This window comes from Helicobacter cholecystus, assembly GCF_003364215.1.
Taxonomy (GTDB): domain Bacteria; phylum Campylobacterota; class Campylobacteria; order Campylobacterales; family Helicobacteraceae; genus Helicobacter_G; species Helicobacter_G cholecystus.
In genome coordinates this window covers 136,849-160,751 of the sequence record NZ_NXLU01000002.1, presented here as the reverse complement: position 1 = coordinate 160,751, position 23,903 = coordinate 136,849, and the positions used below count along the sequence as shown (strand labels likewise).

The following is a 23,903-nucleotide window of genomic DNA, read 5'->3' as shown; positions in this document are numbered from 1 at the left end:
AAAATTCAAAACTCTGATTTTAATCAAAAAAAACATAAAAATGCCTTAAAAAGTCTATTTATCTTTAAGCTTTGCCTCAATTCTATCTAAGCGCTGACTCATTCCTGCTGTTGCATCAATTTGATTAAGCAAAACATAAAGTGTAAAAAGTGCAATAAAAAAGCTCAATAAAAGACAAATTACTGCAAGTTTTAAGGCTCTTTTAGCAATATTATCCATTTTTTTCTCCTGCAATATATGAAGTGACTTTTAAAAGATTTTCTTTCCATTCAATACTAAAAGGATTAATTTCAATTAATTTAATTTTAGATCTTGGAAAAAGATGTAAAACTTGTTTTTTGAGGTTAAAAGGAGTAATGAAAACAAAAGAAAGATGAGAATCTTTAAAAGTTTTTAAATCCTGCGGATTAGCGATATCTAGCACTTGAAGTGAAAAATCCTTCACATACTCATCCCAAGTATCTTGAAAGGCACCAAATTGCTTTTTGCTTTCAGGAGACTTGAGCTTTTCTCTAATCTGTTGCTCAAGATCTTGAAGTTCTTTAAGAAAAATTTCAAGATTTTCTTTATAGATTTTTGAATTTTTAATATCAATAGCTCTTAAGATGTAGGCAATTTTTTTAGCATATTCTTTTGCATTTGAAATAGAAAGCCAAGAGAAACAAATTTTATCATTGCAATCCGGTGAAGAAAGATCCAAAATACGCAAACTTGGATTTGCATTTGTAAAACGCTTTATCCATCTTTTCTCAAAAGGAATTCCGATCGCAATATAAGCACTAAGATTTTTGATCATCTTCATTTGTTCTCCACTTGGAGTGTATAAGCTTGGATTTCTTGATTGGGGGACAATTGTAATCACCTCTACGAAATCTCCACCAATTTTTTTTAAAAAATACTCCTGTGCCAGAATACTTACGCCCACCTTAATCTTAAAATCAGATTCAACCCCATAAAGAGAAAAAAGAAAAGTAAAGAAAAATATAAGTTTTTTCATTACCTTCCTTCGCCTATATCTTCCATTAAGCTATAAAGATCATTCACCAGAAGTATTCTATCTCTTAATGTCTTGCTCCTCCCCCAACTTCCATTATATTCATTGGCGGGCTCAAGAGTAGTGATAACAACCCCACCTAAACGATATTCCTCTTTACCCCAAATATCTCCAGCATTAACACTCCACGCACTATGCGCAGCAACTGCCCTACCCTTTTGATCCTTTCCAAGATAAAGCATAATATGTCCTTTTAAATACAGCACACTTCCAAAAGGAGTAGCATTAGAAAATAAGATTTGCTCTTTTTGATTTGAAGCAAGTAGGCTAAGATCAATCTGTCTTGTTCCATAATGACCTTGTGCATAGGAGTTTCTAGGCAAATAAAGTCCAAAATTTGTAAAAATATCTCGGATGAATGCAGAGCAATCTCGTTCCTCATACATTCCCCCCCAACCATACTGTCTTCCTACAAGTTCATTGATATACTCAGCAACCTTTTTTTGTGAAAAATTCAAAGGAAAGGCATCAAAAGCTTGAGGATCAATCTGTGTTTGCTCAATTCTTAGTTTCCCATCACTCTGTCTTTTGAATACCCAAATCTTATTTTTTTGCGCAAGAGGAAAAATCTTGCCAATCCTTGCTTGTGTAAGATAATCTCCCCTCCAATCTGTAATGATTAATTCATCACTCTTTGGCACAACGAAATCTTTCATTGCTGCTAGATTTTTTGCTTGTTTGGGTGAAACAAAAGCTAAATGTCTAACATCTACCCAGCCATAAACAAATTCTGTTTGGATATGAGCAAAACGCTTACTTTTATCAAAATGAGTAATCAAAACTGGAGTTCCATAAAAAATCATAGAGTTTTGCCATCGATCAAAAGGAAAGCCAGAAGATTTTGAAAATCGAGGATGCACACTTGGAACAGCTCTTACATCGCTATCTTTAACCACAATAGCCATTTGAGCTACACTAGGATAAAGGGGGAGTTGCATATCTTGTAAAATTTTTTGTGTCATTTTGGGATCAATGGGTTTAAGATTTTCTCCATATCCTATATTTTTTTCTAAAGAACTTTTGATCCAAAACACTTCAGAAATATTTGGATTAGGAGCTAAATTCAAAAAAGGTGAAAAAAACTTTTTTAAATAATTTTCTTTAAGTTCTAAAAGCTTATGTTTGCTAAATGGTGCCACTTTTGTAGAGGGCAAATATTCTAATGCATTCTGCGGCATTAAAAGATCTGCAATAGGCTTTGGCTTTTCTCTTTTAGCTTCTGAACATCCAAAGAAAAAAAGAGAGACTAAAAGGAGATTAAAAAAACTTCTCATATCCTTCCTTGGTAAATCCAAACTCTAAAATATCCTCTCCTACCAAAATAGGACGCTTAATTAAAGTAGGATTCTTAGACATCTGTTCAAGTAATTCATCCTCACTTAAATTTTGATTAGCAAGTCCAAGAGATCGATAAGTCGTCCCTCTTTTATTGAGTACTTTATCTATTCCTTTGAGTCTCACCCACTCTTTAAGCATGGAAATGCTAGGGGGATTCTTCTTATAATCAACAAAATCATAATCAACATGACGACTATCTAAAAATACAAGTGCTTTTTTTACACTCTGACAATTTCTTATTCCTGATACAACAATCACATCTACTCCTTAAAACGTTTCCAATAAGTTTACAACGCCTTGTTTAATCATTGAATATACTTTTTCAAACCCCTCCATTCCAACATAATAATAAGGATCAGGTATATCTACCCCGCCAAAGCCAAATTCCCCCAATTTCTTGATTTTTTGAGCACAAAAACCAAGTTTGATAAGATCTTGATAATTTTGTTCATCCATACAAATAATCCAATCAAATGCCTCATCTTTTGGATAAACAATACAACGACTTGTGATCCCCTTTAGAGAAATATTATATTTTTTTGCAATTTCCTCTATACCCTTACAAGGTTTCTCTCCTTGATGATATTCACTTAAACCTGCAGAATCAAAATGACTATAGGGATCATAATGACGAGCAATTCCTTGTGCTAAGGGAGAGCGACAAATATTGCCTAAACATACAAAAAGAACACTCTTTCTCATAAATACCCCTTAATACGCTCTACAAGCCTAGAAGTACTTAAGCCTAATCTTTCTTCTATCAAGGCTGTTTTTCCATGTGTAATAAATTCATCTTGCACCTCAAGACTTTTTAACTCTACCCAATCAATTTGCTCTTGAGTCATAAACTCCAAAAGAGCACTCCCTACTCCTCCCATAAGATAGCTATCGCTTAAAACAAAAGCCTTTTGATACTGAGTAAAGAGCTTTTTTAATCCTTGCTGATCAAGTGGTTTTAAAAATCTCAAATCTACAACACCCACCTCTATTCCCTCTTTTTGCAAATCTTTAGATACATTCAAGGCTCTTCCTACACCATTGCCATAACCAATGAGTACAATTTCTTCTCCTTCTTTAAGAATCTCCATTTCTCCCAATTTAAAATCTTTTGCCTCATATTCTCCATCCAAAAGTGTAAATTCTGCGCGAGGGTATCTAAAAGCAATGGGAGAAGAATCATGAGAGTGCGCAAACTTAACTGCTTTATAAAGTGTTGACAAATCTCTTGGAGCCAATAAGGTAAAATTAGGGATACTTCTAAGATAGGCAATATCTAAAAGCCCTTGATGAGTTTCTCCATCCTCTCCTACAATCCCTGCTCTATCAATAGCAAATCGCACGGGTGAATTCATAATGCCCACATCATGCACAATGCTATCATAAGCCCTCTGTAAAAAAGTAGAATAAATTGCAACAAAAGGCTTAAATCCTTTTTGGGCAAGAGCAGAACTTGAAGTTACAGCATGTGCTTCTGCAATTGCCACATCCCAAAAGCGATCAGGATAATCCTCTATCAATCTATTCATCCCCGTTCCACTAGGCATTGCAGCAGTCACTCCCACAATCTTTTCATCCTCACGTGCAAGTTCTTTAAGAGTTTGACTAAAGACTGAAGTTGGGGAGATGCTTGTAGATTTTTTCAAACTTTCTCCACTCTGCAAATCAAAAGGAGAAACACCATGCCATTTCTCAAAATGACCTTCAGCAATTTTATATCCCTTACCCTTAGTAGTTTGAGCATGGATTAAAACAGGTGCTCTCATCTCTTTTGCAATTTTAAGTATGGAAACAATCTCTTCAATATTATGTCCATCAATGGGTCCAATATAATTTAATCCTAGCTCTTCAAATAAGATTCCAGGTGTAATGAGTTTAAAAGATTCTTCAAATTTTTTTGCCATATAGCTTGCACTCTGAGGCATTTTTTTTAAAATCTTTTTTAATCCCCCCTTAACACCTTGACAAAATGGTGATGCAATGGCTTGAGAAAGGTAGCGAGAAATTGCACCAATAGGTTTGCTGATACTCATCTCATTATCATTAAGAATGATAATCATGGGATACTTTCTCTCTCCTAATTCATTAAGTGCCTCATATACAAGTCCAGCAGTCATTGCACCATCTCCAATTAAGACAATTGGAAGTTGATCTTGTTTGGTAAGATTAAAAGCTTTAGCCACCCCTACTCCTACAGAGATTGCTGTTGAACTATGTCCTGCAATAAAAAAATCAGAAGATGATTCTCTAGGATTTGGGAAACCACTTAACCCCCCAAAACTCCTTAAACTTTCAAATTCTTCCCAACGCCCTGTAAGAAGTTTATGAGCATAAGCCTGATGTCCCACATCAAAGATAAAAGGATTTTGGAAATGATTAAAAACTTGATGCATCCCTACAATCAAATCCACAGCACCCAAGGCGGAACTTAGATGACCCCCATTGCGAGAAACTACATCCAAAATTCTTTCTCTAAGAGCTTGAGCGATATTTTGAAGTTCTAAGAAATTCTCATTTCCCAAAACATCTTTATACTCATAACTCATCAAAGCCCTTTTTCTTCTAAAATTATGCGCTTAAGATTTTTATAACGAGAAAGAATTGTGCCATCAAAATTTCCCTTAGGGCTTGAGATTATAACTCCTCCACGCGCAATTAAAGGATCTGCTTTAAAATTAATTCTCTGCACTTCAGGCAGTTTTTCTTGTAAATAAGGTAAATCAAGTGGATTAACCTTGAGCGTAATTTCATTGCTATCTGCAATGGGTGCAAGCAACTCTTTTGCAATTTCATTAGCGATTTTCCCACTCTCTTCCTGGACCTCTTTAATGATCACCTCTTTTGCCAAGTCTAGGGCAATTGCACTTAATTCTGCTTCCAGGCTTTTGACATTCTCATAAGATTGATTCAATGCCTCATTGAGATTTTGTATTGCCAAAACTAGTGCTTGCTGTTGAGATTGAATTTGTGCTTCTAAATTTTCTCTTGCCTTTTTTTCACCCTCCAAAAACCCTTGCTCATAAGCACTGTTTTTTGTCTCCTCAAGCAAAGCATGATTGTCACTAGAATGCATTGTTTGAATTTGAGATTGCAAGGCTTGTAAAGAAGTCTCTAGAGTTTTATTACCTTGCAAAATTTCATTAAGTATTTCTTGGATTGCCAAAATTTCATCGCTCTGCGTATTTGTTGGCTCAGTATTGGGTGTATAAATCCCTTTCTCTTCCATTGAGGGAGCGATCTGTGCCTCAAGTGTTTTATCAATATTTCTAAACTCATATTTTTTGATTGTATGTTTTTCATGATCTGTTTGTGTGATGAAATTATTATCCATTATTCAACTACCTCGTCTCCATCTCCAATTTGAATAAGTCCTTGCTCAGCTAGAGCTTGAACTATTTCAGCAATCTTTCTTTGAGCTGCTTCAACATCTTTAAGCTTTACTGCTCCTAAATATTGCATCTCTTCGATAAATTGCTCAGCAGCTCTTTGTGACATATTTGAAGTAAATTTCTCTTTAAGTTCATCAGTTGAAGTCTTAAGTGCAAGAGTAAGATCTTTTTTATCAACAACTTTAAGAATCTCACGAATTGCAGTATTGTCAAGATTAATAATATCATTAAATGTAAACATCATCTCTTTGATCACACTCGCAAGTGATTTATCCACTTTTTCAATATGCTCAATCGTAGTCACTGCAGCTTTTTGGCCTAATTTATTAAAGATCTCAGCAACAGTTCTTGGACCACCGGCTTCAATTTTATAACTTGTTAGAGCTTCTAGTCGGCTTTCAAGAACTGTTGATACTCTTTTTACAATATTTGGAGAAATATCTCCTAGATTTGCCATTCTAATTGCAATCTCAGCTTTAATATCATCTGGAAAATATGAGAGTGTTTGTGCGGCACTCCCTGCTTCCATATGTGCTAAAATCAAGGCTACAGTTTGAGGATGTTCATTAATAATAAAGTTTGCAAGTTGTTGGGGCTTAACCTTTGCAAGATAACTAAAATTCTGAGAGGTTTGCATTGTTTTACTGAGTTTATCAATAATGCGTTTTGCCTCATCGTGACCCAAGGCTTTTGTCAAAATTTCTCTTGCATAATCAAATCCACCCGTGCTAATATATTGATTGCTTTGTAAAATTGCAAAGAATTCTTCTAAAACTGCAGCCCCTATAGCTCTATCCGTTCCATTCATCAATGCAATATGACGCGTAACTTCTGTAACCGCCTCAGTATCTAGGTAATGTAAAATATCACTTGTAACATCCTCGCCCATTTGTAAAAGTAAAATTGCAATTTTCTCAGACATTGAGAGATCATCAAATTGTGCTTTTTGACGTGCTGTTAGATTTGCTGCCATAACTTACTCCTTACCCTTCATCCTTATCAACTTTTTGCATTCCATCTTCTACCCCTAATTCATCACTAATGAGACGTTGAAATAGTGCTGCAATCTCTTGAGGTTTCTCAGAAATCATATCCCTCATTCTCTCAACCAAGACATCATATTTAATATCTTCTTCATTAAGAAGATTTTCGGCACCTAATTGTTCCTCAATTCTCTTTCTTGCTTCACTAAACTTACTATCAGTCCCCTTAACTTCATCATCACCCAATGCAGAACCAATATCTGCATCCTCCTCCTCTTGATCAGAAAGCATACGCTCTACAAAAGGGGTAATCACCTTCTTATAGAAGACATAAGCAATAAGTAAAACAATAAGATATTTAAAAATTGGAATAAATGGATTAGTGTATTTTTTAATATCATCTACAATACTGTCCCATTTATCTTTTGGCTTATAGGTCTGTGTTGCACCATTAAGCTCAAAATTACTCACAGAAATCTCATCTCCCCTCTCTTTATCAAACCCTACTGCTTGACGGGCAAGACCATTAATTTTATCCATACTTTCTTGTGAGAGTGGAAAATACTTAAGCTTCTCCACCCCATTTTCATTAACTTTCTCATAGCTTCCATCTACAACCACAGCGACGCTTAAACGTTTAAGTACACCAAATTCACCCTTAATTTCACTAACTGTTTTTCCTACTTCATAATTTGTGGTATTTGTAGATTTCTCATACTTTTCTCCCCCTTGAGAATTTAAACCTTCCACAGGTCCGATATTACTAACAACTCCTGGGACCCCACCCACTTCTTTTGGTTTTAAGCCTTCACGTTTTTCTTCTAAACTCTGCTCACTTCGCACAACGCTATTTGGATCAAAACTCTCTTTTGTACTTTTGGTTTGACGGAAATCAAACTCTGCGGTTACCTTTGCAACAACACGATCTCTTCCACCCACAATAGGAGAAAGAATGTTGATCACCTTATCTTCAAGAGTTTTTTCATAATTATTTTTATATTTCATCTGCATATTAATGATTTTTGCAAGTTCTCGTGATTGGGCTTCTTCAGAATTTTCGCCCAAGGTTTCTCCATTTTCATCAACAATTTTAACATTCTCTGGAGTAAGCTTACTCACAGCCGCTGAGACAAGATTTTTAATTCCTAAAACTTGGGTAGGAGAAAGGAGCATATTTTCTCTGATCTTAACAACAACAGAGGCTGTAGGAGGCGTGGATTTACTCACAAATACAGAATCTTTAGGCAAAGCAATATGCACTTGCGCTTCTTCAATTGGAGTTAAAGACTGGATTGTACGTGCCAACTCACCCTCAGTTGCACGTAAAAATTTAATATTTTGATCAAAATCTGTTGCACCAAAATCTTTAGTATCAAAAATTTCAAAACCTACTTTTGAACTTTTAGGAAGACCCTTGCTTGCCAAGGCAATTCTTTGCTCATAGACTTGGGCCTTTGGAACCAAAATTGTATCTTCTTTGGGCAGATCATAAGGAATATTGTTTTGTTGAAGATGTTGAACTATGAGTGCGCTATCACTTGGATCAACTCCTTCAAAAAGCACTGCATAACCATTTGTGTTCCCTCCTCCCTTATTGGTTGAAAAAACAATCAAATAAGCCAAAAATACAATAACAGCAAAAATACTTCCTAGAATTACAATTTTTTGCTTCTTATTAATCTTGTCGTAAAAGTCTCTAATCTGCTTAATTAACGCCCCTATATCCAATGCAACACCTTTGAAAAAAAATCAAATATTATAAAGCTTAAAAATATTTATTTTATCCAAAAAACCTCTTGTGATATGAAAAATTCAGCTTTGCTATAATATGTTTTATCATTGACTTTAACCCGTAAGGATAAAAAATGAATTTTGATTATATTTTTAGAGAGTATGATATTCGAGGAATTTTTCAAAAAGATCTTAACAAAGAAATTGTCTATAAAATTGGATATGGACTTGCAGAAATCCTTAAAGATAAAGGGGAGAATGCTATCAATATTGGATTTGATGCAAGAGTACACTCTCCTATTCTTTTTGAGTGGCTCAAGAATGGTTTACAATCTCAGGGGATTAAAGTTTATGATATGGGACTCATTCCTACGCCTGTAGCATATTTTTCCATTTTTTGTGGGAAATATGCAAATAATTCAATTATGATCACAGGTTCTCACAATCCCTCAGAATATAATGGGTTTAAAATCACACTTGCAAAGGAGCCATTTTATGGCAAAGAAATCCAAAAATTAAAAGAAAGGATTTCCTCTCTTTCTCTCTCCTATACCCACCAAGATCAAGAGGTAGAAAAAATTAATGTCTTAAGTGAATATATTACTTATCTTACACAACATTTTGTTTCACTTAAAAATTTTCCCTATCCTATTGCCATAGATTGTGGAAATGGTGTTGCAGGTGTTGCACTAGAGCCAATTTTAAAAAATCTCAATATTGCTTATACACCGCTTTATGTTGAACCTGATGGCACCTTCCCCAACCACCATCCTGATCCTAGTGAAGAAAAGAATCTTAAAGATGTCAAAAAGATGATGAAAGAAAAAAATATTCCCATTGCTCTAGCATTTGATGGTGATGCGGATAGAATCGCTCTTTTAAGCACAAATCATAGCTATAAAGGTGATGAACTTGCTATTCTTTTTGCAAAATCAATTGCAAAAGAAATTTCTCCTAAAAAACCTATTATTATTGGAGAGGTTAAATGCTCAGCAGTAATGTATGAGGAATGCAATAAAATTGGCACATCTATTATGTATAAAACGGGACACAGTAACCTAAAGGTAAAGCTCAAAGAAACTAATGCATCTTTAGCAGCTGAAATGAGTGGGCACATCTTCTTTAATGATCGCTACTTTGGTTATGATGATGCAATCTATGCGGGGCTTAGAGCGTTGGAGCTTTTCTTACACTCAAATGTAGAAGAAGTGGAAAATCTCATTTTATCTCTCCCCAAAGTTTATTCAACCGATGAAGAAAAAATTTCTATACAAGAAGAGATGAAATTCACGCTCATTGCAAAACTTCAAGATGCACTTGCTCATCCGCCAAGCTCTTTCCCAAAAATCTTAGATATCATCAGCATTGATGGGGTCAGAATTATTTTTGAAAAAGGCTGGGGACTTGTGAGAGCAAGTAATACTACCCCTGTTCTTGTTACACGATTTGAGGCGCAAAATCAAGAGTTGCTAGAATTTTATAAAAATCAAACTCTTGCCTTATTGGATACTTTAAAATAAATTCTTAGATTTATCTCAGGTACAAGTTCATAAATTTATCTATGAATTATGCAATGGGGTTAGCCCCATTCAAATTTAAAAGCAAAGAATTAACTTTGTAGGGTAAGGTTCACTTCCTCAATCATTTATTTTTTCTGCTTTTCCAAAGCTCTTAGGATAAAAACTTCATCCTTAGCCCAAGATCGATTGATTTAAACACCTTCTAGAAATCAATTACAATTTATTTCAATAATATCCAAGGAAGATTGATCTATTTTTATAAAAATTTGAGAGAGAATTAAACAAGAAAGTGAACAAAGAGAAAAAGGGATTAAACCCCTCTTTCTTCTCTTCTTTGGAGAAGCTCCCATTTTTTATCAACATCTTTTTGCCATTGCTCAATAATGTGCTCATTTTCAGGTTTAAAGAGATGTTTAAATCTTCCTTGAACACCAAGATAATCACGCACAGGAATAATATTTTTGGGTCTATAGGTAATATGGAGTTCATGGCCATTGATAATCTCATAAAGTGGGAATACCAAAGAATCTACTGCTAAATCCATCATTTCAATCGTATTATTGCAATCAAATCTCCACTCAGTTGTGCAAGCACTAAGAGCATTAATAAATGTTGGTCCCTCTGTATCAATTGCAGTTTTTATTTTTTTGTTCATATCTTTCCATTTATTTGGTGCCACTTGAGCAACATAAGGAGATCCATGAGCTGCAAAAATTGCTATAAGATCTTTTTTTCTCTCTTTTTTACCATAACTCAAACTCACTCTTCCTGCTGGGGTTGTAGAAGTACTTGATCCCAGAGGAGTAGAACCACTTCTTTGGCCTCCTGTATTTGCATACACTTCATTATCAAAGCAAACATAAGTAAAATCATGTCCCCTTTCAAAACAACCACTAATCCATTGGAAACCAATATCATAAGTAGAACCATCTCCACCAAAAGCTACAAATTTTGGCCTTTCACCTGTATATCTTCCCTTTTTAACAAGTGCCTTATACATCGCCTCAGCACCAGCTACTGCGGTAGAACCATTTTCAAATCCAATATGAATCCAAGGCACATCCCAAGAAGTATAAGGATATACAGCAGTTGAAACCTCAATACATCCTGTAGAATTACCAATTAAAATATGCCCATCAACAGAATTAAGAACTTCACGAATAATCATTCCATGAGCACAGCCAGGACAAAGAAGATTTGCCCCCTCAAACTTTTCTGCTGACTTTGAAAATTGTTTTAGATTTTTAACTTCTTTTGTCATCTTTCACTCCTTAGTTAAACGCCAATTCTTTTCCACGTAACCCTACAAATTGCTGAGTAGCATGTGTAAGTTTTCCAGCTTTTGCATTATCATCAAGCTCTTTATAAATTTTATTGAGCATATCTTGTGTCATATCTCTTCCACCAAGTCCATAAATATAGTTTGAAAGGATTGGCTTATTTACAGAGTTTTGCAGAATTGCAACACCCACCTCATTAAAGAGCATACCCATAGCACCTGCTGGCAAACTTCTATCCAACATTGCAACTGCCTTACAGTTTTTAAGTGCTTCACCCACTTGTGCATAAGGGAAGGGTCTAAGCGTCCTTATAGATACAACTCCAGCTCTAATACCCTTTTCTCTTGCATGTTTAGCCGCAATTCTTGCAGACTCAACAGTTGTTCCAAGAGCTACAATTGCAACCTCTGCATCATCCATATCATATTTTTCTACTAAAGAATATTGTCTACCTGTAAGTTTTGCAAATTCACCAAATACCTCTTCAATAGTTTTGGTTGCTTTTATAATATCGTGGTGAAGTTGAGCTTTATGCTCAAAGTGCCAATCCTCCTCAGTTTGTGCACCATAAGTAATAGGCTTAGAAAAATCAAGCATTGCATTTTTTTGCTTAAACTCGCCTATAAACTTATAAGCTTCCTCATCACTTAAAGGATTAACATTTTGAGCTGTATGAGAACAAATAAATCCATCTTGATTAACGATTGTTGGAATTCTTGTACTCTCAGCAATTCTAAAAGCCATCAAGTTAAAATCATAAGCTTCCTGAGGATTGTATGTACAAAGATTTAACCAACCACAATCTCTGCTTAGATACATATCAGAGTGATCTCCATTTACATTAAGTGGAGCAGCCAAGGCACGATTTACAAGGTTAAGAACAATGGGAACTCTCATACCAGAAGCTTGATACATGACTTCAATCATTAATGCAAAACCTTGAGAACTTGTTGCAGTTGCGACTCTACCACCAGCAGCAGAAGCACCTACACAAGCACTCATGGCAGCATGTTCAGATTCAACCATCACAAACTCACCATCAATATATCCATCACTTAAAAACTTTCCATAGTTTTGTACAATTGGTGTAGAAGGTGTAATTGGATAAGCAGCCACAACATCAATTTGTGCTTGTCGCAAAGCATGGCTTGCAGCCATATTCCCATCCCAAACTTCAGTTTTTAACAAATCATATTTTAAAGCCATAGACTCTTCTCCTTATTTACTTTCTTTTTTAGGCCATTTTGCAAGAGCATCAGTATTTTCTTCATTTTCATCAAACATTAAAAGAGATTTAGGATTTGTAGGACATACTTGCACACAAACTCCGCACCCTTTACAATGCACATAATCAACACCTTTGAGTTTTTCATCACGAGCAAGAATTGCTGCGTCTGGGCAATACACCCAACAATTAAAACAGTTAATACAAATATCTTGATTATGCACTGGCTTTTGCACTCTCCAGTGAGCTACACTAGCAGATTTTGAACTGTTCTCTGTATATACTCTATTCTCAGGCATTTTCTCTTGAATCTTAATCCCATCTTCGCTACTCTCAAATGGAAAAAGTACAGATCCAATTTCAAATTCATTCCAACCTTTCATTTTCTCACTCCTCATTTTACTTCGTTGTATGCTCTTGTAATTGCTTCACGATTTGCATCAATAATTTTTTGTGGAAGTTTCTTTCCTAACAACTTGATAAAATGTTCTAAAAAATAATCAAGTTCAAGCATTCCAGAAATCTTCATTAATGCGCCCAGCATAGGAGCATTAGGAACTGATTTACCAATTGTCTCACGAGAGATTTTAATGCAATCAAGCACATAAACCTCCCTTCCCTTAAGCTCGGGTTTTTTCTCAAGAAGTTCTTCTTTACTCAAATGGGTTGTAATAATATATTTTGTATCAGCTTTTTCATTTGCACAAATATCAGTAATAAATACTAATCCTGGGTCAATCACCAATACATAATCAGGCTTCATAAATTTCTCATGATTAAGGATTGGTTCAGTATCTACACGATTATAAGCAGTCATTGCTGCTCCTCTCTTTGCAGAACCATAAAATGCAAATGCCTGCACTTGCTTCCCTGTCCCTGCAACAACATCAGCCAAACCTTTTGCACCTGTTACCGCACCTTGTCCAGCACGACTATGCCATCTAATTTCTAGCATCTATACCTCCTTTTAGGTTCTAATAAATAAAATCTTTTTAAGTTCATAATATTTTACATCATATTAATCAAACTTTATGCTTTATATATTCCAAAGCTTTTTGCATATCCTCAAAAACATAATCTGTGTATTCTCTTAAACTCTTATCATACTTTCCTTGCACTCCAATCCCCATTATTCCAGCATTTTTAGCTGCTTGCATATCAAAAAATGTATCGCCAATCATGTACACATTATTTTTATCATATCTAAGCCCCTCTAATGCCTTAAATATTGGTTCTGCACTAGGTTTTGGCTCATGCACATCATCAATACCAATAATACGAAAGAAGTAATCCAACATTCCAAGATTTTCTAAAATTTTTTTAGAAAAAAAGCTCGATTTAGAAGTGACAACCCCCAACAAATAGGTATTTGGAAGTTTCTTAAAGGAATTCTTTACTTTTGGTAACAAAAAAGTTTTTTCCAAATAAATTCTTTGGTAATTTGATCGATAAAGCTTGATACACTCTTCAATTTCATTTGCAGGCAGACCCATTTTAAGAAACATCTCTCTTAAAGGAGATCCAATTAATACCTCAATCTCTTTCTCTCTTCCCTTAAAACTAAATCCAAAAAATAAACTTGCATTGATAAAACTCTCCAAAATTGCTTGTGTTGAGTCAATCAATGTTCCATCTAAATCAAATAATAAAATTTTCTCTTTCATTTTGAAAATACCCCTTTCTTCTTCTCATAAAGCAAAACACCTGCCAAAACAAATAAGGTTAAAAATGCAGAAATTGGATAAGTCGCCCACGCTCCTACTATTCCATAATTTTGACTTAAGATTGGAAGAAGTAAAGCTGTAAATCCAATTGTATAGCAGATCGTAATAATTAATGCACCTATTGGACGTTGCACAGATTGTAGGAAAATCGAAGTTACCATGTGCAAACCAATTGCCCAATAAGCAATAAACCAAATTCTCATTGCAAAAACAATTTCTCCTACTAAAGAGGCATCATTACTAATATCCTCACTGCTTAAAAAAGCCCTGATAAAATCTTCACCAAAGATAAAAAATAATCCATACAAAATACTGCTCACTATGAAGGAAAACATTAATGCAAAACGATAAATCCCTCTTACACGTGCCATTTCCATTGCTCCATAATTAAAACTAGCAATAGGCTGAACCCCTTGAGCTACTGAGAGTAGAATTGTAAAAAATACAATCCCTCCATACATTACAATTGTATAAATAAGCACCCCCCTCTCCCCTACAATATGCATCAGTGTTAGATTATAAAGCAACATGACTATACTTGCACTGATCTCAGAAGCACATGCAGGAAGACCATTTTTTGCAGACTGAAAAATTTTTGAGAGACTGAAGCTAGGAATAAAATACAAATCCCCTCTTTTACTTAAAAAATGCCAGAGCAGAACACTGATTGCAACAATACTTCCAAGAATCGTGGAAAGGGCGCTTGCATAGATTCCAAGATTAAAAATAAAAAGAAAAATATAATTAAATACAATATTTCCTACAGAAGCTATAACCATTGAAATCATTGCGAGTCTAGGGGCTCTATCATTAACTGCAAACATATCAAGTACAGGATGTAAAAACATCACAAAAACCCCTGCAAAAATAATGCTCAAATACTCGCTCACAAGATCTAAAAGATTCTCACTTGATCCCAAAAAGATAGAAATCTCTCTTGTGTAAAAATAAAGAATTAAGCTTGCAAATAGACCAAAAACTAAAACAAAATACACAATTGAGCTAAAAAACTCTCTGGCTTTATGCTTCTCTCCTTTTCCAAGATAAAAAGCAATCATTGCACTCCCACCTACAGAAAAAAGCAATTCACAAGCAATCAAGGCTGGAAAAATAGGCCAAGTAATTCCAAGTGCAGAAACTGCATCCTTGCCTAATGCATGTGCAACAAAAAATCCATCTACAATCGCATGTGTACTCAAAGAAAGCATTGAGAGTAGAGAGGGGAAAAAATAATAAAAAAATAAATATGCAATACGTTCATTTTTTAAATCAATTTCTTTTGTCATTTCTATTTCCTAAGAGAAAAATTTAATTGCTTTTTCTTTATCTTCTAAAGTGTCAATTCCTATGCTCTGAGTTTTTACCAAAAGCGTCTGGACTGTTTTTTGATTCCATAAAGCCCTAAGTTGCTCAAGCTTTTCAATCTCTTCAAGAGGTGATTTTGGAAGAGAGCAAAATTCTTGGAGAGTTTTATTGCTAAAAGCATAAATTCCTAAATGTCCAAAATATTCCACCTCTACTCCATCTCGATTAAAAGGAATGAGTGAGCGAGAAAAATACAGGGCTTCCCCTTTAGTATTTAATACAACCTTAACAAGATTAGGATCTTGAGCCTCATCTGCACCAATATGCTTAATACAAGTCCCCATAAAAGGCGAATTTTCTTTCATCATAGATTTTAAAGAAAGTAAAATCTCACTCTCTAAAAATGGTTCATCTCCTTGCATATTCACTACAATTTCATCATCATCTAATCCCAGAATCCTTGCAGCCTCAGCACAACGATCTGTCCCACTATTATGGGAAGAGGAAGTCATTACCGCTAAGATATTATACTCTTGAGAAATTTCTAAAATCTCTTGAGCATCTGTTGCGACACAGACTTCATCAACCTCTTTAGCACGCAAGGCTGTTCTTACAATCATAGGTAAACCTAAAATATCAGTAAGCATTTTTTGAGGAAATCGTGTAGATTGCAATCGTGCTGGGATAATAATCATTCTTCAACCTTAGAGCAAAGATAAAGTATAATTTTAGCATTTTATCCTCTACTCTCTATCTACTTTGCCCAAATGTTACTTCATCTTATTTAAGTATATAACTTTAATAATCTTTTTGATTTTTAAATCATATATTTCTTTATAGCCCATTTCACATCTCATTTATTCAATATTTTTTAAAAATAAAATACCTCAAACTTTACAATCTTCATTTGATCTTACGGGACTTTGTTGAATTAAATATTTCTTACTAAAGATAACCTTAAAACATTATTGATAATAAATCTTGAAATAAAAATTAGAAGTTGTGGTGCCGAAGGTCGGACTCGAACCGACACAGAGTTTCCCCTACCAGATTTTGAGTCTAGCGCGTCTACCAGTTTCACCACTCCGGCACATTGATAAAAGAAAGATAAATGGTGCGCTGAGCGAGACTCGAACTCGCACGAGTTTCCTCACTACCCCCTCAAGATAGCGTGTCTACCAGTTCCACCACCAGCGCAAAAGAAGTTCCACCCCTCTTTTTCTTAGAAATTATGCTGAAATAAAAGGATTTGCATAAATTGCAACAACAGCCAAAACAAGAGTATAAATAACTTGTGCTTCAATCAAAGCAAGAGCAATAAACATTGTTCCTGTAAGCTTACCCCCTACACCAGGATTTCTAGCAATACCTGAAATTGTTGCTGAAGCAGTGTAACCCATACCAAGAGCACCACCAAAAGCAGCAATACCAAGTCCAATCACTGCACCAAGAATAGAATATGACTTAATCATTGTCATATCTTCTGCAAATGCAAAACCAAGACAAACAAATGCCAAGAAAAATAATTTTTTCATTCTTTTCCTTTCTACTCTCGCACCTTTCGGATCTCTCCCCTACTCAACTGCGCTAGTAACTTAAATTAAAGATGCAATTATAGCAAAAAAATTAATTTTCTATACAAAATCTAATTCAACCTTGCCTACTTCACTAAAAAGAACAATACATTCTATTTCATCCCCCTCTTTTAAGGATATATTTTTTGCCCGTATCTTACGATTATGCAAAAGCCCATCTCCACCCTGAGGCATTTGAATAAATGCTCCAAAATCAATCAGCTTCTTTACCCTTCCCTTAAATTTCATTCCTGCAGGATAAATGCTTAAATCAATTTTTTGAGGCTTTGTTTTTTGCAGGAGTGCAAGAATATAATCTTTGGTTTGATTTAAACGCTCTTGACCAATTCCACTCACCCTTACCTCTCCACTGCTACGATCTAAATCAATGTTGACTTCAAATTTTTCAATAATTTCTTTAATTGTTTTCCCCCCTGCGCCAATAATTTCTACAATCCTTTCTGCCTCAATATAAAAACTCTCACAAATAGGTAAAATTGCATCATTTCTAACAATGCTTTTTACACTCTCTTGCATTAATTCTAAAATATGCAATCTTGCTTCTTTTGCTTGTAACAATGCCTCACGCAAAATATCTAAACTCACTCCACCAAGCTTAATATCCATCTGCAATGCACTCACACCCTTATTTGAACCTGCAACTTTAAAGTCCATATCTCCTTCATGATCTTCTAACCCCATAATATCTGTAAGGATTGCATATTCTTCTCCCTCCTTAATTAATCCCATTGCAACACCTGCAACAAGATTGTCACACTCTACTCCACTTGCATATAATGCCAAAGATCCTCCACATACTGTTGCCATTGAACTTGAACCATTAGATTCTAAAATCTCAGAAACCAAGCGCACAACACGTTTATCAGCAAGATTAGACTCTAAGGCTCTTTTCCCCAAGTTTCCATGCCCCAACTCTCTTCTTCCTGGTGCACCAATCAAACTTGCCTCTCCCACACTAAAGCCTGGAAAGTTATAATGCACCATAAAGCGTTCTTTACTTGCGCTCTTATCTCCCAAAAGCTCATAAGTTTGGGCATCTTGTTCACCTCCCAAGGTCGCCACAACAAGAGCTTGGGTTTGACCTCTTTTAAAAAGACAGGATCCATGTGCAAAGGGAAGAATATTTGTTTGAATACTGATAGGACGAACATCTTTTAAACCTCTATGATCAGCCCTACTCTTTTGTTTTAAAATCTTCTCTCTTACAACTTTTCTTTTACTCTTTTGTACACCTAAAAAGACTTGCTCATAGTCTAAAGAACATTCAGAGGCAATTTTTTGTGTGAGCTTTTGAAGCTCAACCATACGCTCACTTTTTGCCATTTGAGTAATTGCTTCATTTAAATCTCCCCAATATCTCTGAGCAATGATCTCTTCAATCTCTTCTGCCTCTGCATCATTGCAATGCTTAATTGTAAAAGTTGGCTTTTGATATTCCTTGAAATTTTGCTCATAAGCTTTTGAAGTCTGTGCGATCTGTTTTTTTGCTAATTCAATTGCTTCACAAAGCTCATCTTCACTTAGCTCATTAGCATCTGAATTTTGGCGAATTGTTCGCATTTCAATCATTAAAATATTATCCCCATAGCCAGAGATATAAAGATCTAATTTCCCCTCTTCTAATTGTTTTGCATTAGGAGAAAGAATAAAACCATTCTTATCCCTCCCCACTCTTACGGCACAAACAGGATAACTTAAAGGGATACTTGAAACATATAAAGCACTAGAGGCAGCATTAAGTGCAGACACTTGTAAATCGCTCTGCCCATCATAGCTTAAAACTAAAATACTTATTTGCGTTGGGTGGCGATAAGTTGAGGGGAATAATGGGCGAAGAGTACGATCGATAATTCTAGAGGTTAATGTTTCAAAATCACTAGGCTTACTCTCTCGCTTAATAAAACCTGAGGGAATTTTAGCATTAGCATAGGCTTTTTCTATATATTGCACGGTAAGGGGTAAAAAATCCTCATCAATGATCTTTTCTTCATCTACTGCCACACTTGCGAGTATAACAGTCCCTCCCTGCTGATACCATACAGATCCAGAGGCTTGAGTAGCAACCTTAGAAAAATCAAAGCTCTCATTATGAATTTGCATTATAAATTCCTTAAATAAAAATTTTTAGATTCTACACTAAGTAATTCTCTCTGAGAAGTAAATCTTTTCTTTGAGTTTGTAGGTCTTTATAATAATAATTGGTTGAGACAAAGTAATCTGGACTGATCACTTTATACACACAATCACAGATTTTTAATAAATAATTCTCAATATCTTTTGAAAGTACAGGAGTTGCTACAGATGCACTCTTGCAACCATTATTAACACAAGTCTTAATTGCCAACTCAATACTGAAACCTGTTTCAACACTCTCATCAACAATCAAAATATTTTTATTTACAAAAGAGCTAATCTTCTCTCCTTTTCTCATATATCTTACTAAAGGAATAATATTTTTTTCATAGTGTTCTTGTGCTTTTTCATAAATATAATCTGTGCTAATGCCAAAAGACTGTAAAAGGTTTTCATTAATCACCACATCCATAAGTTCACTAACAAGGGCAACAGTGCATTCAGGATTTTCAGGAGCTAAAATAGGATCAAGAAACAAGTGCTCAAGAGGTAAATCAAAATATTCTGCCACACTCTGAGCCAAAGATTGCGCATCCGTAGAAATGCTTAAAATAACTGTATTGTAAAAATTAACATTCTCAAGCTCTTCAATAAGACGCTTTGCAGCATCTTCTTGATTGATAAAATAATTTTTTTTCTTATCCATAATTCGCTCCTTACTTATTGAATCGATATGCCACACCCACTTCACTTAGAGGGGTAAATCTAAACTCCAAACGAACATAATTATTAACAATACTTTCAAGAGGCTGATTGGGCTTATCTGTAAGAATTGAAGCAGTCTCTTGAGCAAACTTTAAGGTTACTCCAAAGCATCGAATATCTGTTGAGATTTTTACACTCCAATCTTTAATCTGCTGAGCTAAAAAATCATAATTCACTTCTCCACTCAGACCAAAATAGCCAAAATCATTGCTCAATGAAAAATTGATAAAGTTTGCATTTACACTTGAATCCTTAGAAGCAAAAAGCTTTTTATAATAATATCCCAAGGAGCCTTTAAAATGCCATTTTTGAAAATCAATATTTGCTGAGACCTCGGTAATATCTTTATAAAAAAATGAATAATACACCGATGTTTTAAGATCCAAACCATTGATGGGTGAGCTTCCAATCTCATTAATCATATTCTCAGAGAAAAGGTAATCTTGGGATTGGAGGTTAAGCTTTTGAGAGAGATTGTAATAAAACAATGTATTCCCTTCATTATTATAAAAATATTGGGAAAGCTGGATTTCAAAGCGATGTTTATTGGTATCAAAATCAACAATTGATCCCGGATTCCAAAGATTATTAATAATAACCTTTTTTTGTTCGCTATTTAGCGAAGAATTATTGGCAACTGCAACAATAATATTTGAATAGTCTTTATAAATATTATCGCTAAACATATCACTTGTATAACGATAATAAGGCCCTGAGATTTTTGCCATAAGCTGAAAAGTATGCATAAAAGTGCCATAATCTTTTGCCAAGTCTGTTGCCAGTGAGGCCAAATAATTTGCGGTAAAAAAATTTGCATTTTTATAATTGATTGTAGGGTGATTGGCAATCTCAAGATTCTTAGTGTGATAAAGATTGATATTCGTAAAGTTTAGATCTGTTGATGCACCAATAGAGAGATATCCATCAAAGAGTGGGAGTTCAATACCAATAGGAATATTGATTGTATTTTCATAATATCCATAACCTTCTTGACGCGTAATATTATTGGTTTGAACATCAATGGAGTAGTTAAGATTTTTCCAAAATAAAGAATTATAAAATTTATGATACTGCAAACCTGGAAGAAGCTGGAATGTGTCCTTATTGACAGGCTGAGCAATATCAATAAAGAATTTATTGTAAAAACCTACATAATGTTCTTGTGAATAAAAAAAGTAATTAAATCTAGAGACATTCAAACGATCACTGATCTTCTTCCCCGTATCATCAATTCTAAGATAGTCCAAATCATTCATATAAGTAAAATTGGAATAAAACCCATCATGAAGTGTTTCATAGCCATCAAACCATCCTGTACCCAATCGTGTTTCAAAATCAAAATTAAATCCATAAATATGCTGATTAAGAATTGAATATCTTTGAACATACTTTTTTGTATTGTAAAAATACTTTGTTTGAAAAGTAAGAAGATTATCTCTTGGAGTAGCAAATCTAAACTCTCCAGATATACCTGCACCTCTTGAGGTTCTAATTTGGGGAGAGAGGGTAATATCCCAGCTATTATAAGGTGCAATAAAAATAGGTTGCTGATAGTAAAATCCATCTTCATTTAAATAAGCAAGTTTTGGATAAAGCAAACCACTTTTTCTTTGATTGTTTATACTGACACTCATATAAGGAACATAAAAAATAGGAATTTCACCCAAATAAATTCGTGTATTCCATAATGTCAAAATATTGTCACTCTGATCAAGACTTCCAGAGCTTGAATCAAAATGCCAAATAGGATTTTGAATATCACATCCTGAGACTATATTTTCCTTAAAGTGATAGACATTATTCTCAGAACCTGCCTCTTTTGCACTTACCCAAAGTCCACTAGGGATATTTTGCAAATAAATTGATGATAGAGAAAAGCTATCTTGAGAAAAATCAGCCTTTATGCTCTTGGCACTAAGAGAGAGATCGCTCCCTTTATACACCCTAACCTCTCCTTTAATTTCAGCTCTTTTGGTTTTTTTATCATAAACAACATCATTTGCAGAAATGTAATACTCTCCACTCACAAGTACAACATGCCCTTTTGCATAAATTTTATCCTTATCACTTGAGAGTGTATCAGCAGTAATTTCTCCAAGCTGTGAGGATTGAGGTTGATAGTTTTCTTTTGCATCAATAAAAGTTAAGATAAATACAAGAGGGCAAAAAAACTTATGCATATTTAATGACAATTGTTTTACCCAATAGATCATGTAAAGTCTGTTTAAAAGGTGTAAAATATATAAGGAGAAAGGGAATGTAGATGAAATATTCTCCTAGAATCTTCATAGCACTTCTAATACAAGAAAAAAGGATATTTGGATGATCAAGTAAGGAGGTAGAAATCACCTTGATTTTACAGGCTATCTTTCCCAAAGTCGCACCATACAAAGCAGTAAAAAGAGTTTCATAAGTAAAATTTAAAAGCAAAAATTGCAAAATAACTTCGTAAAAAAAATTGACAACTTGTAAATAGCTTCCTGAAAGTGCTGAAAATTCATTCCAGTAAATTAAGGTAAAAACAAAAGAAATTAAAATTCTATCAAGTAAAAAGGCCATAGCCCTGCGTCCAATACTTGCTAAAACAATCTCTTCTCTATACAAAATCTCTTCAAGATTCATAATGCTTTAAAACCTATATCTTTTCGATACTGTTTGCCTTCAAATTCAACACATTCACAAATCTTATAAGCATTTTCTCTTGCTTGTTCCAAACTCTCTGCAATGCCTATACACACGCATACTCTTCCCCCAACAGCATACAAACCATCCTCTTTTTCTTCAACTCCGGCAAATGAAATGTGTCCTAAGAGAGGATCAAAATCCTTAAGGTTGATTTTTACGGGCATGCTTGATTTGTAAGGATAATTTTTACTGGCTAAAACAACTCCAAGTGCAAATTTTCCATTGCATTCATATTTTAAACTTGAAAGTCTTGCATGAACACAGCAATCCAAAATCTCTAAAAGTGGTGCTTGAAGTATAGGAAGCAAAACCTCACATTCTGGATCACCAAAACGTACATTAAACTCAAGTAAAATTGGTTCACCTCCAACTACCATAATCCCTGCAAACAACACTCCACAAAAAGGGTGATTTTCACTTTTACACCCTCTTAAAGCGGGGGCAATAATGCGTGAGATAATTTTTTGCATCAAAGCCTCATTGCAAAGAGGTGTTGGAGCATAAGCTCCCATACCTCCAGTATTAGGTCCATCATCATGATCATTTAAACGTTTATGATCTTGTGCAACAGGAAGTAAAACAAAATCTTCTCCATCACAAAGCGCAAAGACAGAGAGTTCATAGCCTTCCAAAAACTCCTCAACCACAATACGACTTCCAGCCTCTCCAAATTTTTTCATCTCATCAATTGCCTCATAGGCTTCTTGTAGGCTTTGTGCAATGATTACCCCCTTACCTGCACACAAGCCATCGGCCTTGATAACAATAGGGCATTGAAGTGTGCTTACAAAGTCTTTAAGTTTTTGCCTATCTGTGCTTTGAAAATAACGTGCTGTGGGAATATTGTATTTAGTAGCAAAATCTTTCATATATGCCTTTGACCCCTCAAGCATCGCTGCCCTTTGACTTGGCCCAAAAACCTTCACACCTTTTTGTTCTAAAAAATCAACAATCCCCTCAATCAATGGTGTCTCTATTCCTACAACAACCAAATCAATCTGATACTTACAAATCTGCTCATAAAGTTGTTCAAAGTTTTTTACACTTAAATTCTTTCCAAGCTTCTGCGTTGCACCATTACCTGGATAAAAATACAAAGAAATATTTTCTCTACTCAATGCTAAACCTAGAGAATACTCTCGACCACCATTTCCTATGATTAAAATATGTCTTTGCATTTTTCCTCTTTAATCAAAAAAATTACACCCAAATAACCGCTACCCCTTAATGCGTAGCCTA

At 34.7% G+C, this 23,903-nt stretch carries 23 protein-coding genes and 2 tRNA genes; 1 reads left to right on the top strand and 24 read right to left on the bottom strand.

Features of this window, described 5'->3' with window-relative positions:
* Positions 1-54: 54 nt before the first annotated feature.
* From CQA62_RS06875 to fliF, 9 genes are read right to left on the bottom strand one after another with little or no spacing between them, the layout of a single operon-like run.
* Positions 55-219 carry a DUF5408 family protein gene (locus CQA62_RS06875; protein ID WP_158653684.1) on the bottom strand — a complete coding sequence of 55 codons (165 nt, stop codon included), beginning with the start codon at positions 217-219 and terminating at the stop codon, positions 55-57.
* Positions 212-997, bottom strand: a complete 786-nt coding sequence (locus tag CQA62_RS02570; RefSeq protein WP_104724496.1) for a metal ABC transporter solute-binding protein, Zn/Mn family — start codon at positions 995-997, stop codon at positions 212-214. Before CQA62_RS02570 ends, CQA62_RS06875 begins: the two co-directional genes overlap by 8 nt.
* Positions 997-2,328, bottom strand: coding sequence for an SH3 domain-containing C40 family peptidase (locus CQA62_RS02565; protein WP_104724497.1), 1,332 nt, complete (start codon positions 2,326-2,328; stop codon positions 997-999). Before CQA62_RS02565 ends, CQA62_RS02570 begins: the two co-directional genes overlap by 1 nt.
* Positions 2,312-2,650: an arsenate reductase family protein gene (locus tag CQA62_RS02560; protein WP_104724498.1), complete on the bottom strand. Its 339-nt coding sequence runs from the start codon at positions 2,648-2,650 to the stop codon at positions 2,312-2,314. Before CQA62_RS02560 ends, CQA62_RS02565 begins: the two co-directional genes overlap by 17 nt.
* A 9-nt stretch (positions 2,651-2,659) precedes the next feature.
* The gene (locus tag CQA62_RS02555) at positions 2,660-3,094 is read right to left on the bottom strand and encodes a low molecular weight protein-tyrosine-phosphatase (RefSeq protein ID WP_104724499.1); all 435 of its coding nucleotides are present in this window, start codon (positions 3,092-3,094) and stop codon (positions 2,660-2,662) included.
* Positions 3,091-4,935 (bottom strand): 1-deoxy-D-xylulose-5-phosphate synthase, encoded by a 1,845-nt coding sequence (gene dxs / locus CQA62_RS02550; RefSeq protein ID WP_104724500.1) that lies wholly within the window; start codon positions 4,933-4,935, stop codon positions 3,091-3,093. The genes CQA62_RS02555 and dxs overlap by 4 nt, the downstream gene beginning before the upstream one ends.
* Positions 4,935-5,720: a FliH/SctL family protein gene (locus CQA62_RS02545; RefSeq protein WP_104724501.1), complete on the bottom strand. Its 786-nt coding sequence runs from the start codon at positions 5,718-5,720 to the stop codon at positions 4,935-4,937. Before CQA62_RS02545 ends, dxs begins: the two co-directional genes overlap by 1 nt.
* A complete protein-coding gene (gene fliG, locus CQA62_RS02540; protein WP_104724502.1) occupies positions 5,720-6,751 on the bottom strand; it encodes a flagellar motor switch protein FliG in 1,032 nt (343 codons plus the stop codon). Before fliG ends, CQA62_RS02545 begins: the two co-directional genes overlap by 1 nt.
* A 10-nt stretch (positions 6,752-6,761) precedes the next feature.
* A complete protein-coding gene (gene fliF, locus CQA62_RS02535; protein ID WP_104724503.1) occupies positions 6,762-8,489 on the bottom strand; it encodes a flagellar basal-body MS-ring/collar protein FliF in 1,728 nt (575 codons plus the stop codon).
* 137 nt (positions 8,490-8,626) lie between these two features.
* On the opposite strand from fliF, the gene CQA62_RS02530 reads away from it, so the two are divergent.
* Positions 8,627-10,012 (top strand): phosphomannomutase/phosphoglucomutase, encoded by a 1,386-nt coding sequence (locus CQA62_RS02530; protein ID WP_104724504.1) that lies wholly within the window; start codon positions 8,627-8,629, stop codon positions 10,010-10,012.
* A gap of 310 nt (positions 10,013-10,322) precedes the next feature.
* Here CQA62_RS02530 and CQA62_RS02525 read toward each other — a convergent pair whose 3' ends face one another.
* The 15 genes from CQA62_RS02525 to purD all read right to left on the bottom strand — a co-directional run bounded on the left by CQA62_RS02525 (position 10,323) and on the right by purD (position 23,842).
* Complete coding sequence (locus CQA62_RS02525) at positions 10,323-11,273, bottom strand: thiamine pyrophosphate-dependent enzyme (RefSeq protein WP_115585108.1); 951 nt, start codon at positions 11,271-11,273, stop codon at positions 10,323-10,325.
* 10 nt (positions 11,274-11,283) lie between these two features.
* A complete protein-coding gene (locus CQA62_RS02520; protein WP_104724506.1) occupies positions 11,284-12,498 on the bottom strand; it encodes a 2-oxoacid:ferredoxin oxidoreductase subunit alpha in 1,215 nt (404 codons plus the stop codon).
* A 12-nt stretch (positions 12,499-12,510) separates the two neighbouring features.
* Entirely contained in the window at positions 12,511-12,900 is a 390-nt protein-coding gene (locus tag CQA62_RS02515; RefSeq protein ID WP_104724507.1) for a 4Fe-4S dicluster domain-containing protein, read from the bottom strand.
* Between the two features lie 11 nt (positions 12,901-12,911).
* Positions 12,912-13,472 (bottom strand): pyruvate flavodoxin oxidoreductase subunit gamma, encoded by a 561-nt coding sequence (locus CQA62_RS02510; protein WP_104724508.1) that lies wholly within the window; start codon positions 13,470-13,472, stop codon positions 12,912-12,914.
* A 67-nt stretch (positions 13,473-13,539) separates the two neighbouring features.
* Entirely contained in the window at positions 13,540-14,181 is a 642-nt protein-coding gene (locus tag CQA62_RS02505; RefSeq protein WP_104724509.1) for an HAD family hydrolase, read from the bottom strand.
* On the bottom strand, positions 14,178-15,527 hold the full coding sequence (locus CQA62_RS02500; RefSeq protein WP_104724510.1) for an MATE family efflux transporter: 1,350 nt from the start codon (positions 15,525-15,527) through the stop codon (positions 14,178-14,180). The genes CQA62_RS02505 and CQA62_RS02500 overlap by 4 nt, the downstream gene beginning before the upstream one ends.
* A 9-nt stretch (positions 15,528-15,536) precedes the next feature.
* A complete protein-coding gene (gene kdsB / locus CQA62_RS02495) occupies positions 15,537-16,241 on the bottom strand; it encodes a 3-deoxy-manno-octulosonate cytidylyltransferase (protein WP_104724511.1) in 705 nt (234 codons plus the stop codon).
* 308 nt (positions 16,242-16,549) lie between these two features.
* A tRNA-Leu gene (locus tag CQA62_RS02490) sits at positions 16,550-16,636 on the bottom strand.
* Between the two features lie 22 nt (positions 16,637-16,658).
* Positions 16,659-16,743: transfer RNA gene (locus tag CQA62_RS02485), tRNA-Leu, on the bottom strand.
* A 32-nt stretch (positions 16,744-16,775) separates the two neighbouring features.
* Positions 16,776-17,081 (bottom strand): F0F1 ATP synthase subunit C, encoded by a 306-nt coding sequence (locus CQA62_RS02480; RefSeq protein ID WP_104724512.1) that lies wholly within the window; start codon positions 17,079-17,081, stop codon positions 16,776-16,778.
* A gap of 99 nt (positions 17,082-17,180) precedes the next feature.
* Complete coding sequence (locus CQA62_RS02475) at positions 17,181-19,241, bottom strand: polyribonucleotide nucleotidyltransferase (protein WP_104724513.1); 2,061 nt, start codon at positions 19,239-19,241, stop codon at positions 17,181-17,183.
* A 31-nt stretch (positions 19,242-19,272) separates the two neighbouring features.
* Positions 19,273-19,920 (bottom strand): phosphoribosyltransferase family protein, encoded by a 648-nt coding sequence (locus CQA62_RS02470; RefSeq protein ID WP_104724514.1) that lies wholly within the window; start codon positions 19,918-19,920, stop codon positions 19,273-19,275.
* 10 nt (positions 19,921-19,930) lie between these two features.
* A complete protein-coding gene (locus CQA62_RS02465) occupies positions 19,931-22,171 on the bottom strand; it encodes an LPS-assembly protein LptD (RefSeq protein ID WP_158653685.1) in 2,241 nt (746 codons plus the stop codon).
* Entirely contained in the window at positions 22,152-22,601 is a 450-nt protein-coding gene (locus CQA62_RS02460) for an RDD family protein (RefSeq protein ID WP_104724516.1), read from the bottom strand. Before CQA62_RS02460 ends, CQA62_RS02465 begins: the two co-directional genes overlap by 20 nt.
* Positions 22,598-23,842 carry a phosphoribosylamine--glycine ligase gene (gene purD, locus CQA62_RS02455; RefSeq protein ID WP_104724517.1) on the bottom strand — a complete coding sequence of 415 codons (1,245 nt, stop codon included), beginning with the start codon at positions 23,840-23,842 and terminating at the stop codon, positions 22,598-22,600. Before purD ends, CQA62_RS02460 begins: the two co-directional genes overlap by 4 nt.
* Between the last annotated feature and the right edge of the window lie 61 nt (positions 23,843-23,903).

What these genes read in the sequence shown, in the direction of transcription:
- CQA62_RS02570 (WP_104724496.1), bottom strand. Translation starts at nt 997, where the DNA reads ATGAAAAAACTTATATTTTTCTTTACTTTTCTTTTTTCTCTTTATGGG.
- CQA62_RS02525 (WP_115585108.1), bottom strand. Translation starts at nt 11,273, where the DNA reads ATGACAAAAGAAGTTAAAAATCTAAAACAATTTTCAAAGTCAGCAGAA.
- fliG (WP_104724502.1), bottom strand. Translation starts at nt 6,751, where the DNA reads ATGGCAGCAAATCTAACAGCACGTCAAAAAGCACAATTTGATGATCTC.
- CQA62_RS02470 (WP_104724514.1), bottom strand. Translation starts at nt 19,920, where the DNA reads ATGGATAAGAAAAAAAATTATTTTATCAATCAAGAAGATGCTGCAAAG.
- dxs (WP_104724500.1), bottom strand. Translation starts at nt 4,935, where the DNA reads ATGAGTTATGAGTATAAAGATGTTTTGGGAAATGAGAATTTCTTAGAA.
- kdsB (WP_104724511.1), bottom strand. Translation starts at nt 16,241, where the DNA reads ATGATTATTATCCCAGCACGATTGCAATCTACACGATTTCCTCAAAAA.
- CQA62_RS02500 (WP_104724510.1), bottom strand. Translation starts at nt 15,527, where the DNA reads ATGACAAAAGAAATTGATTTAAAAAATGAACGTATTGCATATTTATTT.
- CQA62_RS02530 (WP_104724504.1), top strand. Translation starts at nt 8,627, where the DNA reads ATGAATTTTGATTATATTTTTAGAGAGTATGATATTCGAGGAATTTTT.
- CQA62_RS02480 (WP_104724512.1), bottom strand. Translation starts at nt 17,081, where the DNA reads ATGAAAAAATTATTTTTCTTGGCATTTGTTTGTCTTGGTTTTGCATTT.
- CQA62_RS02510 (WP_104724508.1), bottom strand. Translation starts at nt 13,472, where the DNA reads ATGCTAGAAATTAGATGGCATAGTCGTGCTGGACAAGGTGCGGTAACA.
- CQA62_RS02520 (WP_104724506.1), bottom strand. Translation starts at nt 12,498, where the DNA reads ATGGCTTTAAAATATGATTTGTTAAAAACTGAAGTTTGGGATGGGAAT.
- CQA62_RS06875 (WP_158653684.1), bottom strand. Translation starts at nt 219, where the DNA reads ATGGATAATATTGCTAAAAGAGCCTTAAAACTTGCAGTAATTTGTCTT.
- CQA62_RS02545 (WP_104724501.1), bottom strand. Translation starts at nt 5,720, where the DNA reads ATGGATAATAATTTCATCACACAAACAGATCATGAAAAACATACAATC.
- CQA62_RS02515 (WP_104724507.1), bottom strand. Translation starts at nt 12,900, where the DNA reads ATGAAAGGTTGGAATGAATTTGAAATTGGATCTGTACTTTTTCCATTT.
- CQA62_RS02555 (WP_104724499.1), bottom strand. Translation starts at nt 3,094, where the DNA reads ATGAGAAAGAGTGTTCTTTTTGTATGTTTAGGCAATATTTGTCGCTCT.
- purD (WP_104724517.1), bottom strand. Translation starts at nt 23,842, where the DNA reads ATGCAAAGACATATTTTAATCATAGGAAATGGTGGTCGAGAGTATTCT.
- CQA62_RS02460 (WP_104724516.1), bottom strand. Translation starts at nt 22,601, where the DNA reads ATGAATCTTGAAGAGATTTTGTATAGAGAAGAGATTGTTTTAGCAAGT.
- CQA62_RS02505 (WP_104724509.1), bottom strand. Translation starts at nt 14,181, where the DNA reads ATGAAAGAGAAAATTTTATTATTTGATTTAGATGGAACATTGATTGAC.
- CQA62_RS02475 (WP_104724513.1), bottom strand. Translation starts at nt 19,241, where the DNA reads ATGCAAATTCATAATGAGAGCTTTGATTTTTCTAAGGTTGCTACTCAA.
- CQA62_RS02565 (WP_104724497.1), bottom strand. Translation starts at nt 2,328, where the DNA reads ATGAGAAGTTTTTTTAATCTCCTTTTAGTCTCTCTTTTTTTCTTTGGA.